The organism is Nocardia sp. NPDC004711, from assembly GCF_053601595.1.
Genome location: NZ_JBSGCB010000003.1, coordinates 264,872 through 285,730 on the forward strand (window position 1 = coordinate 264,872; position 20,859 = coordinate 285,730).

Consider the following 20,859-nt stretch of genomic DNA (forward strand, 5'->3'; position numbering starts at 1 on the left):
TGACACCAGAGTTCGGTGTCGCGTGATCAGGAGGAATTCATGTCCCGCAAGAGCATTCGGGTCGCCGCTGCCGCCGGTGCGGTGGCGCTGGTCTGTACCGGCGCCGGTATCGCCCATGCCGCCCCCGGCGGCAAGACCGGTCAGGGCAAGGACGCCGACCACGTGCTGCTGATCTCGATCGACGGAATGCACCAGGCGGACCTGGCGTGGTACGTCAAGCAGCACCCGAACTCCGCGCTGGCCTCGCTGGCGAACAACGGCGCCGAGTACACCAACGCGCAGACCACCAACCCGTCGGACTCCTTCCCGGGCATGGTCGCGCAGTTCACCGGCGCCACCGCGGGACAGTCGGGCGTCTACTACGACGACACCTTCAATCGCGACCTGCTGCCCGCCGGCACCACCGACTGCGCCCACACCCCGAAGGGCGCCGAGGTCGCGATGACCGAGGCGATGGACAAGAACCAGAACTCGATCGATGCCGGCCAGGGCCTGGCGGGCCTGCCGGGCAGCATCCTGGGCATGACGGGCAACCCGGCTTCCCTGCTGAACCCGGCGGCCATGCCGGTCGACCCGGCCACCTGCAAGCCGGTCTACCCGAGCCAGTACCTCCAGGTGAACTCGGTCTTCGACGTCCTGCACGCCGCGGGCAAGCTGACCGCCTGGTCGGACAAGCACCCCGCCTACTCGATCCTCGAGGGCAAGGCCGGCAACGCCATCGACGACCTCTTCACCCCCGAGATCAACTCCAATTCCCCGATCGCGGGCCAGGACTGGACCAAGGACGACAAGTCCACCCAGCAGTACGACGGCTACAAGGTGCAGGCCGTCCTCAACGAGATCGACGGCTACGACCACGGCCACACCAAGCAGGTCGGTGAGCCGGCCGTCTTCGGCATGAACTTCCAGACCGTCTCCGTCGCGCAGAAGCTGCCGACCTCCGACGGCATGACCGGTGGCTACCAGGCCGACGGCGTGACCCCCGGCGCGCTGCTGTCCGGTGCGCTCGACTACGTCGACGGCCAGCTGGGCAAGCTGCTCGGCGAGCTGAAGACCAAGGGCGAGGACAAGAACACCACCGTCATCGTCTCCGCCAAGCACGGCCAGTCGCCCACCAAGCCGAGCGACCTGACCCGCATCGACGACGGCCCGATCATGACCGCCCTCAACGCCGCCTGGAAGGCCAAGCACCCCGAGGCCACCAAGGACCTGGTCGCCTTCAGCGTGAACGACGACGCCATGCTGCTGTGGCTGAACGACCGTTCGCAGGCCGCCGCCGATTTCGCCAAGCAGTGGCTGCTGGCCAACAACGGCACCGGCAACGACATCAGCGGAAACCCGAAGGCGTACACCAAGTCCGGCCTGACCGAGGTGCACGCCGGCGCCGACGCCGCCTCGTACCTGGGCGCCCCGGAGAACGACCCCCGCCACCCCGACCTGGTCGGCGTCGCACAGGTCGGCACCGTCTACACCGGTGGCAAGGGCAAGATCGCCGAACACGGCGGCGCGAACCCGGCCGACCGCAATGTCCCGCTGATCGTCTCCGGCCCGGGCGCCAAGAAGACGGTCGTGACCGACGCCGTGCAGACCACCCAGATCGCCCCGACCATCCTGAAGCTGCTGGACGAGAACCCGCAGAAGCTGGATGCCGCCAAGGCCCACGGCGTGCGTGAACTGCCGAACCTGGGCTGATCCGATTCGGATCACACGACCGCAACGGCCCGCCGGTCCGCCCCGGCGGGCCGTTCCGCACCCGGCCGCACGGGTGAACCAACGGACCGGGCGGGACGCGGGCGAACCCGGCCCGTCGCCGATTCGTGGCCTTGATGGAGGACTCGAGCAGGGCGGTCGGCGGCGGGAGGCCGGCGTCGGGAGTGGAGGCGGAGCGTGCGGGCGCGGTGGTCGCGACGATGGGGGCGGGAGCTGCTGCGGGCATGGCGGGAATATCGTCTCGACGGTGGCGGCTATCCTTGGACGGTCATGAAGTCGGCTTTCCCGGGTCCGGTCGGTGCCCAGACGGTCTACCTCGATCACGCGGCCACGACACCCATGTTCCCGGTCGCTGTCGAGGCGATGTGTGCTGCGCTGGGGATGACGGGGAACGCGTCGTCATTGCACGGGTCCGGGCGGGCCGCCCGGCGGGTGCTGGAGGAGGCGCGGGAGTCGATCGCGGCGGGGCTGGGGGCGCGGCCGTCGGAGGTGATCTTCACCTCGGGCGGGACCGAGAGCGACAATCTCGCCGTCAAGGGCATCTACTGGGCGCGGCGTGACGCCGATCCGCGGCGGAACCGGATCCTGGTGAGCGCGGTGGAGCATCACGCGGTGCTGGACACCGTGGAGTGGCTCGAGCAGCACGAGGGCGCGCGCATCACGTGGCTGGAGTGCGATGCCCAGGGCATCGTCTCGCCGCGCACGCTGCGCGACGCGCTGGCCGAGTACGCCGCCGAGACGGCACTGGTGAGCGTCATGTGGGCCAACAACGAGGTCGGCACCATCCAGCCGATCCAGGAATTGGCCGCGGTGGCACAGGAATTCGACGTGCCCATGCACAGCGACGCGGTGCAGGCCGCGGCGCAGCTGCCCATCGACTTCGCCGCCAGCGGGCTGGCCGCGGCCAGCTTCGCCGGGCACAAGGTCGGCGGGCCGCACGGCGCGGGCGTGCTGCTGCTGGGGCGGCAGGTGCCCGCGGTGCCGCTGCTGCACGGCGGCGGGCACGAGCGGGATCTGCGCTCGGGCACCTCGGACGTACCCGCGGCGGCCGGCCTGGCCGCCGCGATTCGCGAGACCGTGGCCGGCCTGGCCGTGCGCGCGATGGACCTGGAGCGGCTGCGGGACCGGCTCATCGAGGGCGTGCGCGCCGTCGTGCCGAACGCGGTGCTCAACGGGGCGACCGGCGCGCAGCGCATGCCGGGCAACGCCCACTTCACGTTCCCCGGCTGCGAGGGCGACTCGCTGCTCATGCTGCTGGACGCCGCCGGGATCGAATGCTCGACCGGATCCGCGTGCAATGCCGGTGTGGCCGGACCCTCCCATGTGCTGCTGGCCATGGGCGTGGAACCGGCGCTGGCGCGCGGATCCCTGCGATTCTCATTGGGACACAATTCGACCGACGCCGATATCGATGCCCTGCTGGCAGTGCTGCCGCAGGTGGTGGAACGGGCGAAGGCGGCCGGACTGGCCGGAGCGAAGGGAGGCTTCTAGATGCGAGTACTTGCCGCGATGAGTGGTGGCGTGGATTCCGCCGTGGCGGCCGCCCGCGCGGTGGACGCCGGACACGAGGTGGTCGGCGTGCACCTGGCGCTGTCGGCGAACCCGGGCACGCTGCGCACCGGATCGCGCGGCTGCTGCTCCAAGGAGGACGCCGGTGACGCCCGGCGGGCGGCCGACGTGCTCGGAATCCCGTTCTACGTCTGGGATTTCGCCGACCGGTTCAAGGAGGACGTGATCGACGACTTCGTCGCCGCGTACGCCGCCGGTGAGACCCCCAACCCGTGCCTGCGCTGCAACGAGAAGATCAAGTTCTCGGCGCTGGCCGACCGCGCGGTGGCCCTGGGCTTCGACGCCGTCGTCACCGGGCACTACGCGCGGCTCGCGGACGGCGTGCTGCGCCGGGCCGTGGACGAGGACAAGGACCAGTCCTACGTGCTGGCCGTCCTTACCGCCGAACAGCTTTCGCGCGCCATGTTCCCGGTCGGCGACACCCCGAAGCCGCAGATCCGCGCCGAGGCCGCCGAGCGCGGGCTGGCGGTGGCCGGCAAGCCCGACAGCCACGACATCTGCTTCATCCCCTCCGGCGACACCCAGGCCTTCCTGGGCGCCAAGATCGGCATCCGCCCCGGCGCGGTGCTCGACGCCGACGGCACCAAGCTCGCCGACCATGAGGGCGTGCACGGCTTCACCATCGGCCAGCGCAAGGGCCTGGGCCTGCCCGGCCCTGCCGCCGACGGCAAGCCGCGCTATGTAACCGGCATCGACCCGGACACCGGCACCGTGCACGTGGGCTCGGCCAAGGACCTCGAGGTATGGACGGTGCGCGCCGACCGCGCCATCTGGACCTCGGGTGAAAGTCCTTCCGGCCCCGTGGAATGCGTGGCCCAGGTGCGTGCCCACGGCGGCATCGCCCCGGCCGTCGCCGAGGCCGTTGACGGCGGTCTGGTGGTGCGGCTGCGCGCACCGCTCACCGGTGTGGCCCGCGGCCAGGCCGTGGTCCTCTACCGCCCCGACCCGGCGGGGGACGAGGTGCTGGGCAGCGGCACCATCTCCGGCACCGAACGCGAACCTCATTCGTACGCAAGCGAACTGGTCTCGGATAGCGCCCGGTGAGCGACCGCCACACGCGCGGACGCGCGAAATCATATGTAGCGGCGCAGATTCGATCGACCTCCCGGGTCGTCTGGCGCACCGGAATGCCGCAGCCACTGCGCCTGCGCCCGCGCCGCGCGCCGGGGCGGGCCAGGCTCGGCCGGAACGCCGCGGGCAGCGCCGCGCCGGAGCAGATCGCCCGCACCGACACCGGCGAATTCCGGCCCGGCGAGCCGCAACCCGGCCCGGACGGGAAAACGGACGCGGCGCACGGCGCCGGCCGCAGTCGGGCACGGGCCGGCGTGGTCGTCAAGGTCACACCGTATGCCGAGCGCGGCCGCCCCGCGACCGGGCCCGGCGACGCGGCCGAGCGGGCGGGCAAAACCTGGGACTGGTTCGTCAACGTGACCTGCTGGGATTGGTACACGAATTCGAGCAGCCGCACCGAACGCGGCGATGCCGACGAGTGACCTCGCGCGGCTCGGCAGCCCGCTTCGCCGCGCAGTGCGCGACGGCTCGCACGCGATCCGGTTCGGTCCGGGCGGGAGTTCGTCGACGCCTCTGAAACGGGGCGAGCGGACGCCGGGTGGCCGGGTCGACGTGGAGGTCACGAGTTCGGTTGGTACGAGGGGTTTTCGGAACGGACGGCCGGGTGATACGGGATGGCTGGGATGACTGACGACACGAACACGGCGGTACTGCGCGGCGGCATCGCGACCGGCGTGGGCTCCTGGCCCGGGACCGATCCGCGGGAGGCGGCGGCGACCGTGGTGGGGGAGCTGGGACAGCTGCCGCATCTCGTCGAACTGCCCGGCCGGGGTGTGGGCGCGGACGTGGTCGGACGGGTGTCGGGCCTGCTGGTGGACATGCAGTTCGACAGCACCACGCGGGGATATCGGCTGGCGGCGCGGCCGGGCGCGGTCGCGCGACGGGCCCACGATCTGCTGCGCACCGATCTGGACGCGCTCGAAGAGGCCTGGGAGACCGGCGGTTTCGCGGGCTCCGGCCATCCGGTGAAGGTGCAGGTGGCCGGGCCGCTGTCGGTGGCCGCGGAGGTGGAGCTGCCGGGTGGGCATCGCGTGCTGACCGATTCCGGTGCGCTGCGCGATCTTTCGGAGTCGCTGGCCGAGGGCATCGCGAATCATGTGGCGGAGGTGGGCAAGCGGCTGGGCGCGCAGGTCGTACTCCAGATCGACGAGCCGGACCTGACGGCCGTGCTGAACGGCACACTGAAGGGCGTGAGCGTCCTGAACACGGTGCGCGCCATGCCCGAACCCGAGGCGCTGCACATCCTGGACATCGTCGCGGGCAGCCAGTCCGTGCCGATGCTGGTGCACACCTGCGCCGACCGGCCCGCCCTGGGGTTCCTGCGCAAGAGCGGGGCGGCCGCGGTCGGCTTCGACATGGCCTCCATCGGCACCCCCGACCTCGACCGGATCGGCGAATTGCTGGACAGCGGAAAGCATCTGGTGCTCGGGCTGGTGCCCACCACCGCCCCGGCCGCGCCCGTCACCTGGCGCGATATCGCGGAACCCGGTGTGCGCCTGATGGATCGGCTCGGTTTCCCGCGGCGCCTGCTGGCCGAGCAGGTTCTGGTCGCCCCGGCCTGCGGCCTGGCCGGTGCCCCGCTGTCCTGGGCGCGCCGCGCGCTGAGCCTGGCCGCCGAGACCGCGCGCGCCTACGCCGAGGAGCCGGAGTCGCTCACCTTCGAGTGAAGGCCGGGTGGCAGTGTGACGCTGTGCCGCAGGGTGTTCCGGCGGCGCGGCTCACATCCGGGTCAGGATGTCCAGCGCGATCGCCACCGCCGCCTGGTTGCTCTCCTCGTCGGAGAGCTCCAGATCGCCCATCATGGACAGGCTCCAGCTGATGGCCAGCAGTGCCTGCCGGGCGTGAAAGGTGGCCAGCGGCTCCGTGCTCGGCGCGGTCATGAGGTCGGCCAGCACCCGGAACTGGTAGCGCAGGCTGGTACCGAAGCCGAGGTCCCGGAACGCGGGCTGGTTCTCGTGCCAGAACCGGATCATGTCCTTGCCGAGGCTGTGCAGCAGCGCGCCGTAGCGAATCACGATCTCGCGGGCCCGATCCGGCCCCGGCGGCGTGGCCTCGGCCCACTGCACGATCTCGTCGACGCCGCCGCGCAGATCCTCCGACAGGCTGGCGACAATGTCTTCCTTGGTCCGGAAGTGGTAGTAGAGAGCGGCTTTCGTGACGCCCAGGCGCTCGGCGATCTCGCGCAGCGAGGTCTTCTCATAGCCGCGCTCGGAGAACAGCTCCATGGCGACGGACCGAATCCGCTCCCGCGTATCACTGCGACGCCCGTCCATCGAGTCCTTCCCTCGGTACCCCCACGCTTGTTCTCTTGACGACCGGCCCCTTTTGCTTGACGACCGGCAAGGGAAAGCCTAGCGTCTCCGTCACCGGCAGATACCTAGCCGGTCGGCAAGTTACTTTGCGCAGTGGGGAGCAGGACATGACCGAGACAGCAGCGACAGTGCCGGTTGACGGCGTAGCCGTGACCGCCATCGGGGTCGCCATCATCCGGGCGCGGGAATCCGAACGCGACGATCGTCTCTACGACGACCCGCAGGCGAAGGACTTCGTCGCCGCGGCCCGCAAAGGCTTCGACCCCGAACGCTGGGCGCGGATGGAAGCCCTGGCCGACCAGTTCTACGACGGCCGCACCATCGGCGTGCGCCTCGTCGACGAACGATTCCACGAGGCGATCGAGGCCGGCTGCGGCCAGATCGTCCTCCTGGGTGCGGGTCTGGACACCCGCGCCTACCGCCTCGACCTCCCACCCGCCCTGCACATCTACGAGATCGACCTACCCGAACTCTTCGCCTTCAAGGAACCGGTCCTGGCGGCCACCGCCGCCACCCCCACGTGCCACCGCCACGTAGTCATCGCCGACCTCCGCGAGAACTGGCGAAAAAGCCTGCTCGACACCGACTTCGACCCAACCGTCCCGACCTGCTGGGTCGACGAGGGCTCCCTCGGCTACCTCGACCGGGACTGGAACCGCCAGGTAGTCCTGACCCTCACCGAACTGTCCGCCCCCGGAAGCCGTTTCGGCGCAGGCCGCATGCTCATCGACCGCGAAGCCCCTCGGTACCGCGACCTACGCCGCCTCGTCTCCGGCGACGACGCCCCACCACCGCCCCGACCCACCCCCACCCAGGACCCCGACATCGAACACTGGCTCAACACCATCGGCTGGACCACCGAACTCCGCACCTGGAACGACATGACCGCCCACCTACCCCGCCCCACCACCCCCCTCGACCCCCGCATCGGCACCATCGCCGCCATCCGCCGCTGAGCCCCGCCGGCCAAATCGAACTTGGTTGCGAGGCCGGATTTCATTCGAGATACGAGGTAGTCCGGCCTACCCCCGGCGTGCGGCGTGGAACGGGAACCGAGGTGCGTTCAGCCCTGGTTCTTCGGGCGTTTGGAGCCGAAGTAGGGGCGGGCGCCGGGGTGGTCGAGTTGCCATTTGTCGGGCTTGCCGGAGGGGTAGGTGACGGGGATCTGGTCGCCGATGGAGGGCCAGTTGCCGACGTCCCAGGCGAAGCGGCCGTAGACCTCATGGGCGAACACGGTGGGGCCGGAGATGCTGCCGGAGATGGTGACGTACTGCTCGCCGAGGTCGTCGGGGCGGGGGCTGACGCCGGTGACGTGGAGGGTGCCGGATTCGAGGCCGGCGGGGGAGGCGTTCCAGGAGGCGGCGAGCGGGTCGCCGGGGAAGGCTCGTGAGCCGCCGCCGTTGCCGCGGCGGTAGTACACCAGGGCCGCGGCCAGTGCGCCGCCGATCAGCAGGACGAACATGAGCTGCAGGAGCATGAACTCCATGCTAGGCGGCGTGGAGTTCATGCCCGGCCGGGGCCGGGTGACGACCGGTGCGGCTAGTGGGCGGTGAGTTCGGAGATGCCGTTGTGGCGGCGCAGCTGCCAGACCGTGGTGCGCTTGGACTGGGAGCGGCCGTTGCCGCGGTCGATCAGGGTGCGGTTGGCGGTGGTGAAGACCAATTGCGCGCCCTGGGTATTGGTTTCGGGATTCTGGAACAGCTGGATGAGGCTGTCGGCCGTCTCGGGGGTGAGGGCGGCGTCGATATCGTCCACCGCCAGCACGCCGCCGGTGTCGAGAGCGTCGAGCATGGGCGGCAGCAGGCGCAGCATGGCCAGGGTGGCGCTGGACTCGTCGGTGATGTCGAAGGCGGTTTCGATGCCCTCGTGGGTGAGGCCCAGGCCGACGCCGCGGCGGGCCACCATGCGGGAGTACAGCGCGTCCCGGGCGGCATAGAGGTTGGCCAGTTCGCGCTGCAAGAGGGTGACGGTGATGCCGTGCTCGAGGAACATCTCCTCGGCGTAGTTCGCCGAGACCGTGCAGGACTCGATTTCCTTTGTGGTGGAGGCGATATCGGTGTCCAGGTCACGCAGGTAGTCGGCGTACATGGGGTCGTCGGACGGCAGCAGTAGATCGGTGATGCCGAGGTCGGCGGAGCGCAGCAGGGTCAGCAGCCGCACCGCATGGTCGGTCGAGCGCGAGATGTGCGAGCCCACCCGATGCGCGACCTCCTGCGGATCCGGCTGCCCGCACTGCACTTCCAGCAGCGACTGGAACCAGCGGTAGGCCGGGACCAGCGGCTCGGCGTACAGCTGCCCGGACAGGCTGAGCAGCAAGGCATTCGGGCGCACCAGCGGCACCACGGCACCCAGTCCGTAGCGCGCGGCCTCGAACATGGGCCCGATGCGGATGTCGTCGCCGGCACGCTCGAACACCACGCGTTTGCGATTGTGCGGATGCGAGTGCAGCCATTCCGCGGCCACGTCGGCATTGTCGAGCCGGAACCCGTAGGTGTACGGGCATCCCTCGGCGACGAAGTTCGCCACGAATTCCGAAGGGCGATCGGAGAATCCGAGGTGCGGCGTCCGAACCGGACCGGAGTAGGGATCCCACCCGGTGACCGAATTCAGTACGGCGTCGCGCATGCGATCGAGCGCGTCGATGAGGCCCGTCTTGCCGGTGGCGGCCGTCCCGTAGACGGCGGTGACCGGTGTGGCGACCGGCCCGCTACCCCGGGTCAGCCGCAGTTCCTGCGGTTCGGCGAGGGACCGATGATTCGACACCTGAAAACTACGCAACACCCTGGACATCCTGCCGGTCGCGGGTCGGAAATGCGACTCACCTTATTCGGGCATTCCGCGAGGGCGGCACCCGGAGGGCAACTTTCGCGATATCCGGGTTCGAAACCGGGGCGACCGGCACGGACCGCGCCGCGGCCGAATGCCGGTGTGCACGAACCGCAGCGGAGCAGTGCGCGAACCTCAGCGGAGCAGACCGTAGGCGCGGGCGGGAGCGAGACGGACGACGGCGCGGCGGTCGGCGACCATGGCGCGGCGGTAGTCGTCCCAGTCGGGGTGCTCGCCGCTGAGGGCGCGATAGTAGGCGACCAATTCGTCGACCGTGGCGTCGCCGGGATCGGCGGCGACGGGGGAGACCTCGGCCTCGCCTTCGATGACCGCGTACGACCAGAAGTCGTCGCTGCTCATGTGCAGCGCTGCCCACGGCTCCCGGACCAGATTGTGGTACTTGGCACGGTCGGCGGTGATGGAGATCCGGATGATGCCGTCCTCGCCGGCCCAGTGCAGCACATTGGAGAGCTGCGGGCGGGTGTCGCGGCGAATCGTGGTGAGCACCGACTTGCGGTGGGAGCGCGCGAAATCGACTGCCTTGGCGAGGTCCATACCGAGTGGAACCCGGCCGGTTGCGGGCGTGTTCCCGAGGCCGGAAATACCTCGCATCAGGCGTGCGACGTGCGGGAATGGTGATCGAACCTGTCGGCGGGGCGGGATAGAGTGCCTGGTGTGAGCGAATCGGGCATGGAGATCACCGCGGCGAGCGGGGACGAGCGCGTCGAGTGGCAGCGGCTGGCGGAGGAGGTTCGCGGCCACCAGTTCCGCTACTACGTGCGGGACGCGCCGATCATTTCCGACGGCGAGTTCGACGAGCTGTTCAACCGCCTGGTAGCGCTCGAGGAGGCGCATCCGGATCTGCGCACCCCGGATTCGCCCACCCAGCTGGTCGGCGGCGGCTTCACCACCGAATTCCAGCCCGTGGATCACCTGGAGCGGATGTACTCGCTGGACAACGTCTTCAACGAGGACGAGATGCGGCAGTGGATCGCCAAGGTGGAGGCCGATGCCGGCACCGATCTGCACTACGTGTGCGAGGTGAAGATCGACGGCGTCGCCCTCAACCTCGTCTACGAGGACGGCAAGCTGGTGCGCGGCGCCACCCGCGGCGACGGCCGCACCGGTGAGGACGTCACCCTCAATGCCCGCACCATCGAGGACATTCCGCACGAGCTCATCCACAGCGACGAGTTCCCGGTGCCGAAGCTCCTGGAGGTGCGAGGCGAGGCGTTCATGACGCTGGCCGACTTCGAGTCGCTCAACGCCGCCATCGTCGCGGAAGGCAAAGCGCCGTACGCGAATCCGCGCAATACCGCCGCCGGGTCGCTGCGGCAGAAGGATCCAGCGGTGACGGCGCGGCGGCGGCTGCGCATGATCTGCCACGGCTTCGGCCGGCTGGCGGGCTTCGCGCCGGAATCACAGTTCGAGGCCTACCGCGCGCTGGCCTCCTGGGGTCTGCCGGTGTCGGCGCACACGATCCGGGTGCAGGGCGCGGACGCGGTGGTCGACCGCATCAACTACTGGGGCGAGCACCGCCACGATATCGAGCACGAGATCGACGGCCAGGTCATCAAGGTCGACGAGTTCAGCCTGCAGCGCCGCCTGGGCTCCACCTCGCGCGCGCCGCGCTGGGCCATCGCCTACAAGTACCCGCCGGAGGAGGCCACCACCAAGCTGCTCGACATTCAGGTGAATGTCGGTCGCACCGGCCGGGTTACGCCGTTCGCGGTCATGCAGCCGGTCACCGTGGCGGGCTCCACCGTCGCCATGGCCACCCTGCACAATGCCTCCGAGGTGCAGCGCAAGGGCGTGCTCATCGGCGACACCGTCACCATCCGCAAGGCCGGGGACGTGATTCCGGAGGTGCTCGGCCCGGTGGTGGATGCCCGCGACGGCAGCGAGCGGGAATTCGTGATGCCCACGCACTGCCCCGAGTGCGGCACCGAGCTGGCCCCGGCCAAGGAGGGCGACGCCGACATCCGGTGCCCCAACCAGCAGTACTGTCCGGCGCAGCTGCGGGAGCGGGTATTCCACGTGGCCGGGCGCGGCGCGTTCGATATCGAGGCGCTGGGCTACGAGGCCGCCATCGACCTGCTGAAGTCGGGCGCCATCGCCGACGAGGGCGACCTGTTCTCCCTCGACGAGGACAGGCTGCTCACCACCACGCTGTTCACCAATAAGAGCGGCACCCTGTCGGCCAATGGCAAATGCCTGCTGGAGAACCTGGAGTCCGCCAAGGACCGCCCGCTGTGGCGCGTGCTGGTCGCGCTCTCCATCCGCCATGCCGGTCCCACCGCGGCCCGGGCCCTGGCCACCGCGTTCGGCAGCATGGACCGCATCCGGGAGGCCTCGGCCGAGGAACTGGCCGCCACCGACGGCGTCGGCCCCACCATTGCCGCCGCGGTCACCGAATGGTTCACGGTGCCCTGGCATCTCGAGATCGTCGACAAGTGGACCGCCGCCGGCGTCCGGATGGAGGACGAGCGCGACGAGTCCATCGAGCGCAACCTGGAGGGCCTGTCCATCGTGGTGACCGGGTCGCTGGAGAGCTTCACCCGCGACGGCGCCAAGGAGGCCATCCTCGTCCGCGGCGGCAAGGCGGCCGGATCCGTCTCCAAGAAGACCGCTTTCGTGGTGATCGGCGACGCACCCGGCTCGAAGGCCGCCAAGGCCGAGGAACTGGGTGTCCCCATCCTCGACGAGGCAGGTTTCGTGAAACTGCTCGAGGGCGGCCCGGAGGCGGTGTCGGAAGTCCCGGAACCGGAGTCCGAGAGCCCGGAGGCGGTGTCCTAGAGATCGATTCGCACCGGCGCGGCGCCTCGTGCAACCGCGTACGCGCCCGGTGCGGGGGCGACCGGCAATGCGGTCGGGGGCGTGGAGATTCGGGCGGCCGAGTCCGGGGACTACCCGGCCATCGGCGACTTGATCGTCGTGGTGTATGCCGGTGAGGGGTGCGCGAATCCGCCGGGCCCCCTTGCCGGGGAGCTCGCCGACACCGTCGCCCGGGCTGGGCGATCGGTAAAGGCAATCGCGTGCGGCGGGGCGGTATTGAGGATGGAGTTGTGGTGATGAATGTGCGCAGTGAGCGGTCACGGGACGGCCGCGTGGAGATTCGGGTGGCCGAGTCCGGGGATTACCCGGCCATCGGTGAGCTGACCGTCGAGGTGTATGTCGGTGAGGGGCACGTGAATCCGCGCAGCCCCTATGTCGAGGAGCTGGCGGATACGGCCACCCGGGCGGCGGCGGCCGAGATTGTGGTGGCGGTCCGCGACGGCGAGCTCCTGGGCTCGCTGACCATGGCCCGGCCCGGCACGCCGTTCGCGGATATCGCGCGGCCGGGGGAGTTGGAGTTCCGGATGCTCGCGGTGTCCAAGGGGGCCCGCGGGCTGGGAATCGGGACCGCCCTCATGGGGCGGGTGATCGATACCGCCCGCACCGAAGGTTTCGACGCGGTGGTGCTCACCACCATGCCGACCATGCAGGACGCCAGGCGCATGTACGACCGGCTCGGCTTCGCCCATGCCCCGGAACGAGATTGGCGCACCGACTCGGGCCTGCAGCTCACGGTGATGCGCCTGGAGATCGCTGCGGCACGCTGACCTGGCCGGGCCGGACGCCCGGCATCGTCGATTGGGCAAAGGGCGGCGGCGGACTCACCGACCGGCCGCGGCGGACCGGCTCGACCGTCACGCGGTCGAACCGGCCAACCTCGCGGGCCCGCGACGGGTGCGCGGGCGATGCCCCGGGGAAGCGGCGACGGAAGTGTCTGTCATCCCGGTATGTTCGGGCCGCGATCTCGGACGGTGGATTTCGTCCGCGAACGCGCCGGGATTGCGGGCTGCACCCGCTCAGGTCAGGACGCCGTCGATGCAGAGCGACGCGGTGCGCCAGGTCGGGGCGGGGCGGGCGCTGTCGAAGTCCCACTGCGAGATCGGGTGTGCGGCCTTCCAGAGCATGACGTCGCCGGGGAGGCGGACCACCTGGTACACATCGTCGGTGCCCGGGATGAGCTGGTTGCCGACGCAGTAGTCGGTGTAGCTGGTGCCGGGTTGTCTTGCGCCGGCGCTGAATTGGCCGACCGGGCTGGCGGTCGCGCCCGGGGCCGGAACCGTGCTCGGCCGATCGGTGGCGGCCCCGGCGAACCAGTACGGCGCGCCCGACTGGGTTCCGCAGCGGAAGGTGGTGCCGCCCGCGACCACGGTGCTGTCCTGCGGGTGGGTCGTTCCCGCCCAGAGACATCCGGCGCCGGCGCGCGACTTGCGCTCGCTCGGTTCGGCCTCGGCGGCCGCGGCTAGCGGAAGACCGGCGACCGCCAGCGCCGCCGCTGCCAGGGGCGCGGCGGCCACGCGCCCGAGGCGACGGGTGCTGGTGGTTGTCGGCGGGGGTGTCGCGGGTTTCGGCATGAGGGCTCCCGTGGCTCGGTGCGGGGTCAGCAGTAGTTGGCTAGCGGGGGGCATACCGTGTAGCCGGAGCCGTCGGCGTTCCACGACGGCGTCCAGACGGACGAGTTGCCCGCCCCGGTGTCGAACGGCTGCGGCGAAGGGGCGGGGACTTTGCCTGGGGAGCGCGGATGCTGGTTCTGCAGAACGGGATTCATGTCCGAGTGGCGGTAGCCGAAGGGGTCGCTCGCGTGGATGCCGGTAGGGTCGTCGCCGTGGGTGATGGTGCCCCGGCCGCCGCCGGATCGGGGTCCGGCCGAATCGGAGGCGCCGGGCGAAATGGTGCCGCGGGACTGGGATTCGGCGGTGGCGGGCCCGGCTGCGAGCAGGGCTGCGGCCAGTCCGGCCACGGGGGTCAGGACGAGGGTTGCGCGTCGGAGGGTCGGGCGTGATCGATGGGCTTGCGGCATGGCGTCCTGCCTCTCTGCATGGCGTCATTGCTGATCTGCTTGCCGGTTCTGGTCACGTCGGTGACTTATCTACTAAGTAAGACCGTAGGTCTTCTACGTAGATGAATAGTAGGTAAATCCTGTGAATCTACTAAGTTCGTACGTAGATACGGCACGGTGAACAGCGGCCGGGCAGACGAGAACGCCCCCACCGGATCTCCGGAGGGGGCGTGAAACGCGGTGCGAGAAAGGTGGTGCGGCTCAGCCGAGCACGGTGGCGACGATGCCGGCCAGGTAGCCGAGCCGCGCGACCTCCGACGGCCGGAAATCCGGACCACCCGGACGTCCCAGCAGCAGCACCTTGCCGGTATTGCCGAGCGGCGCCGCGGCCAGCTTGGTGTCCATGTCCTTCCACAGCTGCGGCAGCCAGTCGGCCTCGCCGTCGAGGACCGTCGGCTTCTCCAGCGGCATCCACGGCGCCGACGCCGCCTGGGTCGACGGGGCGCTCTGCGAGCCAACCACGCGGTACGCGCCCTGCGGGCCCATGTCGATCACGGTCGACCAGCCCACCCGCAGCACCCGCGGCACGCCGTCGACCAGCACCTGCAAACGATCGTCGCGCGCATTGGCGACCTGATCGATGAGCTCGAGTTCGCGGTGGGTGTCCAACATCCCGGAGTACGGGCGCAGCGAATCGACCTGCACATCGTGCAGGGATTCGGCCGCGGTGATGAGGGTGTCGGGCAATGCGCCCGAGGGCACCTCCACCACGATGTCGTCGATCGCGAAGCCGTCGCCGCGTTCGACGACATCCAGCGAGAGGATGTCCGCGCCGACGGAACCCAGCGCCAATGCCAGCGACCCGAGACTCCCTGGGCGATCCGGAAGTTGCACGCGAAGCAGATAAGACACGTGCCTTCCTTTCTTTACTGTGCGACCGAAACTTTCGGACGGGTACCCGAGTCCCGCAATACTTACACCCTCGAGAGCTGGTTATCGAATCGAACCATTCCCTGTGACGCGGGCCACTTACCCATCGGTTACACATTGATGGTGCCAGGTCTGGCGCACACCTGCGACCGCTGGCTCGGGGCGACCCACTAGGCTGTCGAATGGCCAATCACCAAGCTCGAACCATGCCGAAAGGGGTCCCGCGGTGCCCGCCATCTCCAGGGACGAGGTCGCTCACCTCGCCCGGCTGTCCCGGCTCGCTTTGACGGACGACGAACTCGATCTGTACGCCGGTCAGCTGGATTCCATCCTGACCCACGTCGCACAGATCTCGCAGGTCGCCGCCGCGGACGTGCCCGCCACCGCATCCCCGAATCCGGAGACCAATGTGACGCGCCCGGACGCGGAGCAGCCCTGCCTGACTCCGGAGCAGGCGCTCGCCATGGCGCCGGCCGTCGACGAGCAGCGGTTCATGGTTCCGCAGATTCTGGGAGAGGGCGAATGACAGACCTGACCAAGCTGTCCGCGGCCGAACTCGCGGACAAGATCCACACGCGCGAGGTCTCCTCGGTCGAGGTCACCGAGGCCCACATCCAGCGCATCGCCGAGGTCGACGGGGAGATCAACGCCTTCCTGCACGTGGCCGGCGAGCAGGCGCTGCTGACCGCCGCCGAGGTGGATCGTCAGGTCGCCGGCGGCAAGGTGGTCTCGGCGCTGGCCGGTGTTCCCTTGGCGCTCAAGGACGTTTTCACCACCACGGACATGCCGACCACCTGCGGGTCGAAGATCCTGGAGGGCTGGGTGTCGCCGTACGACGCGACGCTCACCACCAAGCTGCGCGAGGCGGGCATCCCGATCCTCGGCAAGACGAACATGGACGAGTTCGCCATGGGTTCGTCCACCGAGAACTCGGCGTACGGCCCGACCCGCAATCCCTGGGACACCGACCGGATTCCGGGCGGTTCGGGGGGTGGCTCCGCCGCGGCGCTCGCCTCGTATCAGGCGCCGCTGGCCATCGGCACCGACACCGGCGGTTCCATCCGCCAGCCGGCCGCGGTCACCGCGACCGTCGGCACCAAGCCGACCTATGGCACCGTGTCCCGTTTCGGCCTGGTCGCCTGCGCGTCCTCGCTGGACCAGGGTGGGCCGTGTGGCCGCACCGTGCTGGACACCGCGCTGCTGCACGAGGTGATCGCGGGCTACGACCCGAAGGACTCCACCTCCCGCAATGTGCCGGTGCCGCCGGTGGTCGCCGCTGCTCGCGCGGGCGCCAAGGGAGACCTGACGGGCCTGAAAGTCGGTGTGGTGAAGGAACTTCACTCCGACAGCTACCAGCCGGGCGTCATCGCCTCCTTCGACGCCGCGGTCGCGCAGCTGAAGGAACTGGGCGCCGAGGTGATCGAGGTGTCCTGCCCGCACTTCGAATTCGCGCTGCCCGCCTACTACCTGATCCTGCCGTCGGAGGTGTCGTCGAACCTGGCGCGCTTCGACGCCATGCGGTACGGCCTGCGCGTCGGCGACGACGGCTCGCGCTCGGCCGAGCAGGTCATGTCCATGACCCGTGAGGCCGGGCTGGGCCCGGAGGTCAAGCGCCGCATCATGATCGGCACCTACGCGCTGTCGGCCGGGTACTACGACGCCTACTACGGTCAGGCCAACAAGGTCCGCAACCTGATCGCGCAGGACTTCGACAAGGCCTACCGGACCGTCGACGTGCTGGTCTCGCCGACCAGCCCGTTCACCCCGTGGAAGCTGGGCGAGAAGGTCAACGACCCGCTGGCCATGTACCTCTCGGACCTGTGCACGCTGCCCACCAACCTGGCCGGGCACTGCGCCATGTCGGTGCCGTCCGGGCTGAGCGCGGACGACGGCATGCCGGTCGGTCTGCAGATCATGGCTCCGGCGCTGGCCGACGACCGGCTCTACCGGGTCGGCGCGGCCTACGAGGCGGCCCGCGGGCCCATCGCCTGAGCGCGAAGGTCATGAAGGCGGCCTGATCCAGGCTGTGTCGACGGCCTGATCCAGGCTGTGTCGACGGCCTGATCGAGGCGGTCCCGCAAGCGAATTCGGCCCCCGCCGGTATCCACCGGCGGGGGCCGTCCCTTCCACCGGCACGGACCCGGCGCTGTCCGTCCGGGTTGCCCGCTGCCCGACTTGTCGGGTTCTGCCCGATCGGCGTCCGGCCGATCGGGCAATGCCTGCGGCTTGTCGGCCCAGACCGGTAGGCTGGCAGCGGTTCGGCGTGTGTGAAGGGTTTTCTTGGGGATGTTGCGACGCGGCGAAGTCTTCGCGGGCTACGTGATCGAGCGCGAAGTGGGCCGTGGCGGAATGGGTTCGGTCTACGCTGCCCGCCACCCTCGGCTCCCGCGGCTCATCGCGCTCAAACTGCTGCACCGGGAGATGTTCGGCGAGAACGAGACTCGCCTCCGGTTCGAACGCGAGGCCGACGTCATCGCCCAGCTCGACCATCCCAACATCATCACCGTCTACGACCGCGGCGATGACGACGAGCAGCTGTGGATCGCCATGCAGTACGTGGACGGGGTCGACTGCGCCTCCATCGATCCCTACGACCTCAGCCCCGACCGGGCGGTCGAGATCGTCGTGCAGACCGCGGCCGCACTGGATTACGCGCACGGGCGCGGCGTGCTGCACCGGGATGTGAAGCCCGCCAATATCCTGCTGTCCCGCTCCGGCGGCATCGGCGCCGGATTCGCCGAGCGGGCGCTGCTCAGCGACTTCGGCATCGCCCGGGTCCTCGACGACACCGCGCACCTGACCCGCACCGGCATGCTCAATGCCACCCTGGCCTACGCCTCCCCGGAACAGCTCACCTCGGCGCCCATGGGGCCGCGCTCGGACCAGTATTCCCTGGCGTGCACGCTGTTTCGCCTGCTCACCGGGCGCGGGCCGTTCGACGCCCCGAATATCGCGACCGTCATGCTCGGGCATCTGCAGTCGCCGCCGCCCGATGTGAGCCTGCTGCGGCCCGAGCTGCCCGCCGAACTGGACGCAGTGCTGCGGAAGGCGCTGTCCAAGGATCCGCGCGACCGCTACGACAGTTGTTTCGAATTCGCGCAATCCGCCTGGGAGACGGTGGCCGAACCGGTGTCGCTGGTGCGGCGGCCGCGCGGGCCGGTCGCGGACCGGCTGCCGCGTCCGGACACCGTGCTCGGCTGTCTGTTCGGCGGCGCCGTCGGGGACGCGCTGGGTGCGCCGATCGAGACCATGCTGCTGCCGAACATCCAGCAGCGCTACGGGATCCAGGGCGTCACCGGGGCGGGCAGCGGCTACCGGGGCCGCATCTCCGACGAGACGCAGCTGGCGCTGTTCACCATGGAGGCGCTCATCCGCAGCGCCCGGGCGCGCGAGCGCGGCACCGCCGCCGCGGTCGGCATGATCCAGGAGAACCTGCTGGTGTGGCTGCGCGGGCAGGGGCAGGCGGCGGTGCCGGAACAGCCGGTGCCGTTGCAGAGCGGGCTGACCGGATATCCGGAGCTGATGACCTATCGGGGGCCGACGCAGACGACCATCTCGGCCATGCTGCGGGTGGCGGCGCGGCAGCAGCCCGGAATTCCGCTGGGCACCCGCGATCATCCGATCAACGACTCCAAGGGCTGTGCGGCCACCGTGCGATCCGCGTCGTGCGGGTTCATGCCCTCGCTGGAGTACGCGTTCGAATTGGCCTGTGACGCGGCGGCACTCACCCACGGCAATCCGAGCGGCTGGCTGCCGGCGGGCGCGTTCGCGGCCATCGTGTACGGACTCTGCCGGGGACTGGACGTGCGGGCGGCGGTGGAACAGGCTCGGGCCCAGCTGGTTCGCAACCGCGATCACGAGGAGACCACCCAGGCACTCGACGCGGCCGTGCGGCTGGCCGACACCGTGGCCTTCCGGGGCCGGCCCATGCCGCCACCCGGACTGCTGGAACCGCTGGGCACCGGCGTCATCGGGTCCGAGGCGCTGGCGCTGGGGGTGTGCGCGGCGGTATGTGCCGAAAACGTGGGCGGCACACCGGAACAGATCTTCCGCAACGGTGTGCTGCTGTCGGTGAATCATTCCGGGGACAGCGACTCCACCGGGGCCGTCTGCGGCGCGCTGCTCGGGGCCCGGCTGGGGGTGCATGCCATCCCCGCGCCCTGGCGCGCCGGCCTCGACGCGGCGGCCGCCATCGAACGGCTGGCCGCCGACTTCACCCGCGAATTCCGCGGCGCCGCTCAGCAGTCCGGCATGACCGTGCCCTGGTCGGCGCCGTAGCGGTGACCGTGACCGGGCGGGGCGTCGAGCGCGCCCAGCAGGTCGGCGGTGGTCTGCAGGAAGCTGATCACCGGAAGCCAGTGCGGGACCGGCGCGTCCGGGCGGGTGGCGGTGAGATCCGGTGCGCGCCACAGCAGCGCCGGCGACCAGTGCACCACCGGATCGGAGGCATTGGCCAGCACCGTCGCGCGGCCGTGCTGCACCTGCCCGGCGGGCGGGCCCGCCCAGAGCGCGCCGCAGACCCGGCGGTCCTGGTCGGCGGCATCGGTGAAGACGGCACTGCCGCCCAGTGCGCCCAGGCTCTGTCCGTAGATATAGAGCTTCGGCGGATTCGGTAGCGCCGCGATCCGTTGCTCCACGGCCCGGAACACGGCGCGGGCGGATTGCTCGGCGGCGCTGCGGCCGAAGACGAAGGTGACCCAGCTCGGGGCATCGGAGTACTGCAGACCGACCAGGGCGACATCGCCGCCGAAGCGGGCGTCGAGACCCTTGGCCGCATCGCTGTCGATCCAGCCCGAACCGGTCGGCACCGTCACCACCAGATTCCGGCGCTGCAGTCCGCCGGTGCGCTCCAGCTCCCGGATTGCCAGCGCCACCCGGGAATCCAGATCGGGCGCGGAGTTCAACCCGACGTACACCCGCACGGTCCGCGCCGGAGCCCCCGCCACGAACCGGCGGCCCTGCGCCCCCAGCGACGGCCAGCTCGCCATCGACACCGGACTACCCGACCGCGTCGGCGAATCCGGTTGCACCAACTCCGGATCCACATACGAATTGGCCGCCGCATAGGCCGCCCGCCGCCACTCCACCACCGTCGGCACGACCACCAGCTGCCCCGCCACCAGCAGCGCCACTCCCGCCGCGATACTGCGCACCCGCCCCAATCTCCGCACCACCCAGCCCACTCCGCGTGCCAGGGCGACCACGGCGACGACGAGCGGTACGGTCCAGGCCAGCCACTGCACCCAGTACCCGGGTCCGATACCCGCGACTCCCATGGCGGCGCGCAAGGTGTTCTGCCAATGTTCGGCGTAGCCCATCGCGGCCCCGACCAGCACCATGCCCGCGATCAGTGCCGGAACTCGGCCGCGCGTCAGATGCTCGATCCCGAACCGCGTCCACCGCAGCGCCATTCGGATGATCGCCGCCAGCCCCAATCCGATCAGCACCACGAGTGCGGTCAGGATCGCCTGCGCCGACGGTGTCCGCGGTAGCAGCCCCGGCGCCAGCGAGATCATGGTCCCGCCCGCCACCGCGGCACTGGTCCCCACTCGTGGGGCATGGAATTTCGCCCGCCCGAGCCACCTTCGAGGCCCATCCCGGACCACGGCA

At 70.1% G+C, this 20,859-nt stretch carries 19 protein-coding genes; 11 read left to right on the top strand and 8 right to left on the bottom strand.

Annotated elements, in window-relative coordinates; all coding sequences use genetic code 11:
- Window positions 1–39: 39 nt before the first annotated feature.
- From ACWEKS_RS04330 to ACWEKS_RS04350, 5 genes are all read left to right on the top strand, one after another.
- Window positions 40–1,692 carry an alkaline phosphatase family protein gene (locus ACWEKS_RS04330; protein WP_452338736.1) on the top strand — a complete coding sequence of 551 codons (1,653 nt, stop codon included), beginning with the start codon at window positions 40–42 and terminating at the stop codon, window positions 1,690–1,692.
- Between the two features lie 288 nt (window positions 1,693–1,980).
- Window positions 1,981–3,201 (top strand): cysteine desulfurase family protein, encoded by a 1,221-nt coding sequence (locus ACWEKS_RS04335; RefSeq protein WP_452338737.1) that lies wholly within the window; start codon window positions 1,981–1,983, stop codon window positions 3,199–3,201.
- Window positions 3,202–4,323, top strand: a complete 1,122-nt coding sequence (gene mnmA, locus ACWEKS_RS04340) for a tRNA 2-thiouridine(34) synthase MnmA (protein ID WP_364613386.1) — start codon at window positions 3,202–3,204, stop codon at window positions 4,321–4,323.
- An 83-nt stretch (window positions 4,324–4,406) separates the two neighbouring features.
- Complete coding sequence (locus tag ACWEKS_RS04345; protein WP_452338738.1) at window positions 4,407–4,772, top strand: hypothetical protein; 366 nt, start codon at window positions 4,407–4,409, stop codon at window positions 4,770–4,772.
- Between the two features lie 201 nt (window positions 4,773–4,973).
- Window positions 4,974–6,017: a methionine synthase gene (locus tag ACWEKS_RS04350; protein WP_452338739.1), complete on the top strand. Its 1,044-nt coding sequence runs from the start codon at window positions 4,974–4,976 to the stop codon at window positions 6,015–6,017.
- A 51-nt stretch (window positions 6,018–6,068) separates the two neighbouring features.
- On the opposite strand, the gene ACWEKS_RS04355 is transcribed toward ACWEKS_RS04350, so the two are convergent.
- A complete protein-coding gene (locus ACWEKS_RS04355) occupies window positions 6,069–6,623 on the bottom strand; it encodes a TetR/AcrR family transcriptional regulator (protein WP_452338740.1) in 555 nt (184 codons plus the stop codon).
- Window positions 6,624–6,769: 146 nt separating this feature from the next.
- Here ACWEKS_RS04355 and ACWEKS_RS04360 point away from each other — a divergent pair, with 146 nt between their 5' ends.
- The gene (locus tag ACWEKS_RS04360) at window positions 6,770–7,618 is read left to right on the top strand and encodes an SAM-dependent methyltransferase (RefSeq protein ID WP_452338741.1); all 849 of its coding nucleotides are present in this window, start codon (window positions 6,770–6,772) and stop codon (window positions 7,616–7,618) included.
- Window positions 7,619–7,725: 107 nt separating this feature from the next.
- Here ACWEKS_RS04360 and ACWEKS_RS04365 read toward each other — a convergent pair whose 3' ends face one another.
- The 3 genes from ACWEKS_RS04365 to ACWEKS_RS04375 all read right to left on the bottom strand — a co-directional run bounded on the left by ACWEKS_RS04365 (window position 7,726) and on the right by ACWEKS_RS04375 (window position 10,043).
- Window positions 7,726–8,139 carry a hypothetical protein gene (locus ACWEKS_RS04365; RefSeq protein WP_452338742.1) on the bottom strand — a complete coding sequence of 138 codons (414 nt, stop codon included), beginning with the start codon at window positions 8,137–8,139 and terminating at the stop codon, window positions 7,726–7,728.
- 62 nt (window positions 8,140–8,201) lie between these two features.
- A complete protein-coding gene (locus ACWEKS_RS04370) occupies window positions 8,202–9,443 on the bottom strand; it encodes an AAA family ATPase (protein WP_452338743.1) in 1,242 nt (413 codons plus the stop codon).
- A 180-nt stretch (window positions 9,444–9,623) separates the two neighbouring features.
- Entirely contained in the window at window positions 9,624–10,043 is a 420-nt protein-coding gene (locus ACWEKS_RS04375) for a PPOX class F420-dependent oxidoreductase (protein WP_452338744.1), read from the bottom strand.
- A gap of 135 nt (window positions 10,044–10,178) precedes the next feature.
- Between ACWEKS_RS04375 and ligA the strand changes: the two genes are divergently transcribed.
- Window positions 10,179–12,284, top strand: a complete 2,106-nt coding sequence (ligA, locus tag ACWEKS_RS04380; RefSeq protein ID WP_452338781.1) for an NAD-dependent DNA ligase LigA — start codon at window positions 10,179–10,181, stop codon at window positions 12,282–12,284.
- Window positions 12,285–12,559: 275 nt separating this feature from the next.
- A complete protein-coding gene (locus ACWEKS_RS04385; protein ID WP_452338745.1) occupies window positions 12,560–13,090 on the top strand; it encodes a GNAT family N-acetyltransferase in 531 nt (176 codons plus the stop codon).
- 249 nt (window positions 13,091–13,339) lie between these two features.
- Here ACWEKS_RS04385 and ACWEKS_RS04390 read toward each other — a convergent pair whose 3' ends face one another.
- The 3 genes from ACWEKS_RS04390 to ACWEKS_RS04400 all read right to left on the bottom strand — a co-directional run bounded on the left by ACWEKS_RS04390 (window position 13,340) and on the right by ACWEKS_RS04400 (window position 15,231).
- Window positions 13,340–13,894, bottom strand: a complete 555-nt coding sequence (locus ACWEKS_RS04390) for a hypothetical protein (protein WP_452338746.1) — start codon at window positions 13,892–13,894, stop codon at window positions 13,340–13,342.
- A gap of 26 nt (window positions 13,895–13,920) precedes the next feature.
- On the bottom strand, window positions 13,921–14,340 hold the full coding sequence (locus tag ACWEKS_RS04395; RefSeq protein WP_452338747.1) for a hypothetical protein: 420 nt from the start codon (window positions 14,338–14,340) through the stop codon (window positions 13,921–13,923).
- 240 nt (window positions 14,341–14,580) lie between these two features.
- The gene (locus ACWEKS_RS04400; RefSeq protein ID WP_452338748.1) at window positions 14,581–15,231 is read right to left on the bottom strand and encodes an amino acid-binding protein; all 651 of its coding nucleotides are present in this window, start codon (window positions 15,229–15,231) and stop codon (window positions 14,581–14,583) included.
- A 244-nt stretch (window positions 15,232–15,475) separates the two neighbouring features.
- On the opposite strand from ACWEKS_RS04400, the gene gatC reads away from it, so the two are divergent.
- The 3 genes from gatC (at window position 15,476) to ACWEKS_RS04415 (ending at window position 19,527) form a co-directional block, all read left to right on the top strand.
- Window positions 15,476–15,775: an Asp-tRNA(Asn)/Glu-tRNA(Gln) amidotransferase subunit GatC gene (gatC, locus tag ACWEKS_RS04405; protein WP_354835250.1), complete on the top strand. Its 300-nt coding sequence runs from the start codon at window positions 15,476–15,478 to the stop codon at window positions 15,773–15,775.
- Entirely contained in the window at window positions 15,772–17,241 is a 1,470-nt protein-coding gene (gene gatA, locus ACWEKS_RS04410; RefSeq protein ID WP_452338749.1) for an Asp-tRNA(Asn)/Glu-tRNA(Gln) amidotransferase subunit GatA, read from the top strand. The genes gatC and gatA overlap by 4 nt, the downstream gene beginning before the upstream one ends.
- Window positions 17,242–17,535: 294 nt before the next feature.
- Window positions 17,536–19,527, top strand: coding sequence for an ADP-ribosylglycohydrolase family protein (locus ACWEKS_RS04415; protein ID WP_452338750.1), 1,992 nt, complete (start codon window positions 17,536–17,538; stop codon window positions 19,525–19,527).
- On the opposite strand, the gene ACWEKS_RS04420 is transcribed toward ACWEKS_RS04415, so the two are convergent.
- Window positions 19,488–20,798, bottom strand: coding sequence for an alpha/beta-hydrolase family protein (locus tag ACWEKS_RS04420; RefSeq protein WP_452338751.1), 1,311 nt, complete (start codon window positions 20,796–20,798; stop codon window positions 19,488–19,490). The genes ACWEKS_RS04415 and ACWEKS_RS04420 overlap by 40 nt on opposite strands.
- Between the last annotated feature and the right edge of the window lie 61 nt (window positions 20,799–20,859).

Coding starts and splice junctions, on each gene's coding strand:
- ACWEKS_RS04330 (WP_452338736.1), top strand. CDS start 40: ATGTCCCGCAAGAGCATTCGGGTCGCCGCTGCCGCCGGTGCGGTGGCG.
- ACWEKS_RS04335 (WP_452338737.1), top strand. CDS start 1,981: ATGAAGTCGGCTTTCCCGGGTCCGGTCGGTGCCCAGACGGTCTACCTC.
- mnmA (WP_364613386.1), top strand. CDS start 3,202: ATGCGAGTACTTGCCGCGATGAGTGGTGGCGTGGATTCCGCCGTGGCG.
- ACWEKS_RS04345 (WP_452338738.1), top strand. CDS start 4,407: ATGCCGCAGCCACTGCGCCTGCGCCCGCGCCGCGCGCCGGGGCGGGCC.
- ACWEKS_RS04350 (WP_452338739.1), top strand. CDS start 4,974: ATGACTGACGACACGAACACGGCGGTACTGCGCGGCGGCATCGCGACC.
- ACWEKS_RS04355 (WP_452338740.1), bottom strand. CDS start 6,623: ATGGACGGGCGTCGCAGTGATACGCGGGAGCGGATTCGGTCCGTCGCC.
- ACWEKS_RS04360 (WP_452338741.1), top strand. CDS start 6,770: ATGACCGAGACAGCAGCGACAGTGCCGGTTGACGGCGTAGCCGTGACC.
- ACWEKS_RS04365 (WP_452338742.1), bottom strand. CDS start 8,139: ATGCTCCTGCAGCTCATGTTCGTCCTGCTGATCGGCGGCGCACTGGCC.
- ACWEKS_RS04375 (WP_452338744.1), bottom strand. CDS start 10,043: ATGGACCTCGCCAAGGCAGTCGATTTCGCGCGCTCCCACCGCAAGTCG.
- ligA (WP_452338781.1), top strand. CDS start 10,179: ATGGAGATCACCGCGGCGAGCGGGGACGAGCGCGTCGAGTGGCAGCGG.
- ACWEKS_RS04385 (WP_452338745.1), top strand. CDS start 12,560: ATGAATGTGCGCAGTGAGCGGTCACGGGACGGCCGCGTGGAGATTCGG.
- ACWEKS_RS04390 (WP_452338746.1), bottom strand. CDS start 13,894: ATGCCGAAACCCGCGACACCCCCGCCGACAACCACCAGCACCCGTCGC.
- ACWEKS_RS04395 (WP_452338747.1), bottom strand. CDS start 14,340: ATGCCGCAAGCCCATCGATCACGCCCGACCCTCCGACGCGCAACCCTC.
- gatA (WP_452338749.1), top strand. CDS start 15,772: ATGACAGACCTGACCAAGCTGTCCGCGGCCGAACTCGCGGACAAGATC.
- ACWEKS_RS04415 (WP_452338750.1), top strand. CDS start 17,536: ATGTTGCGACGCGGCGAAGTCTTCGCGGGCTACGTGATCGAGCGCGAA.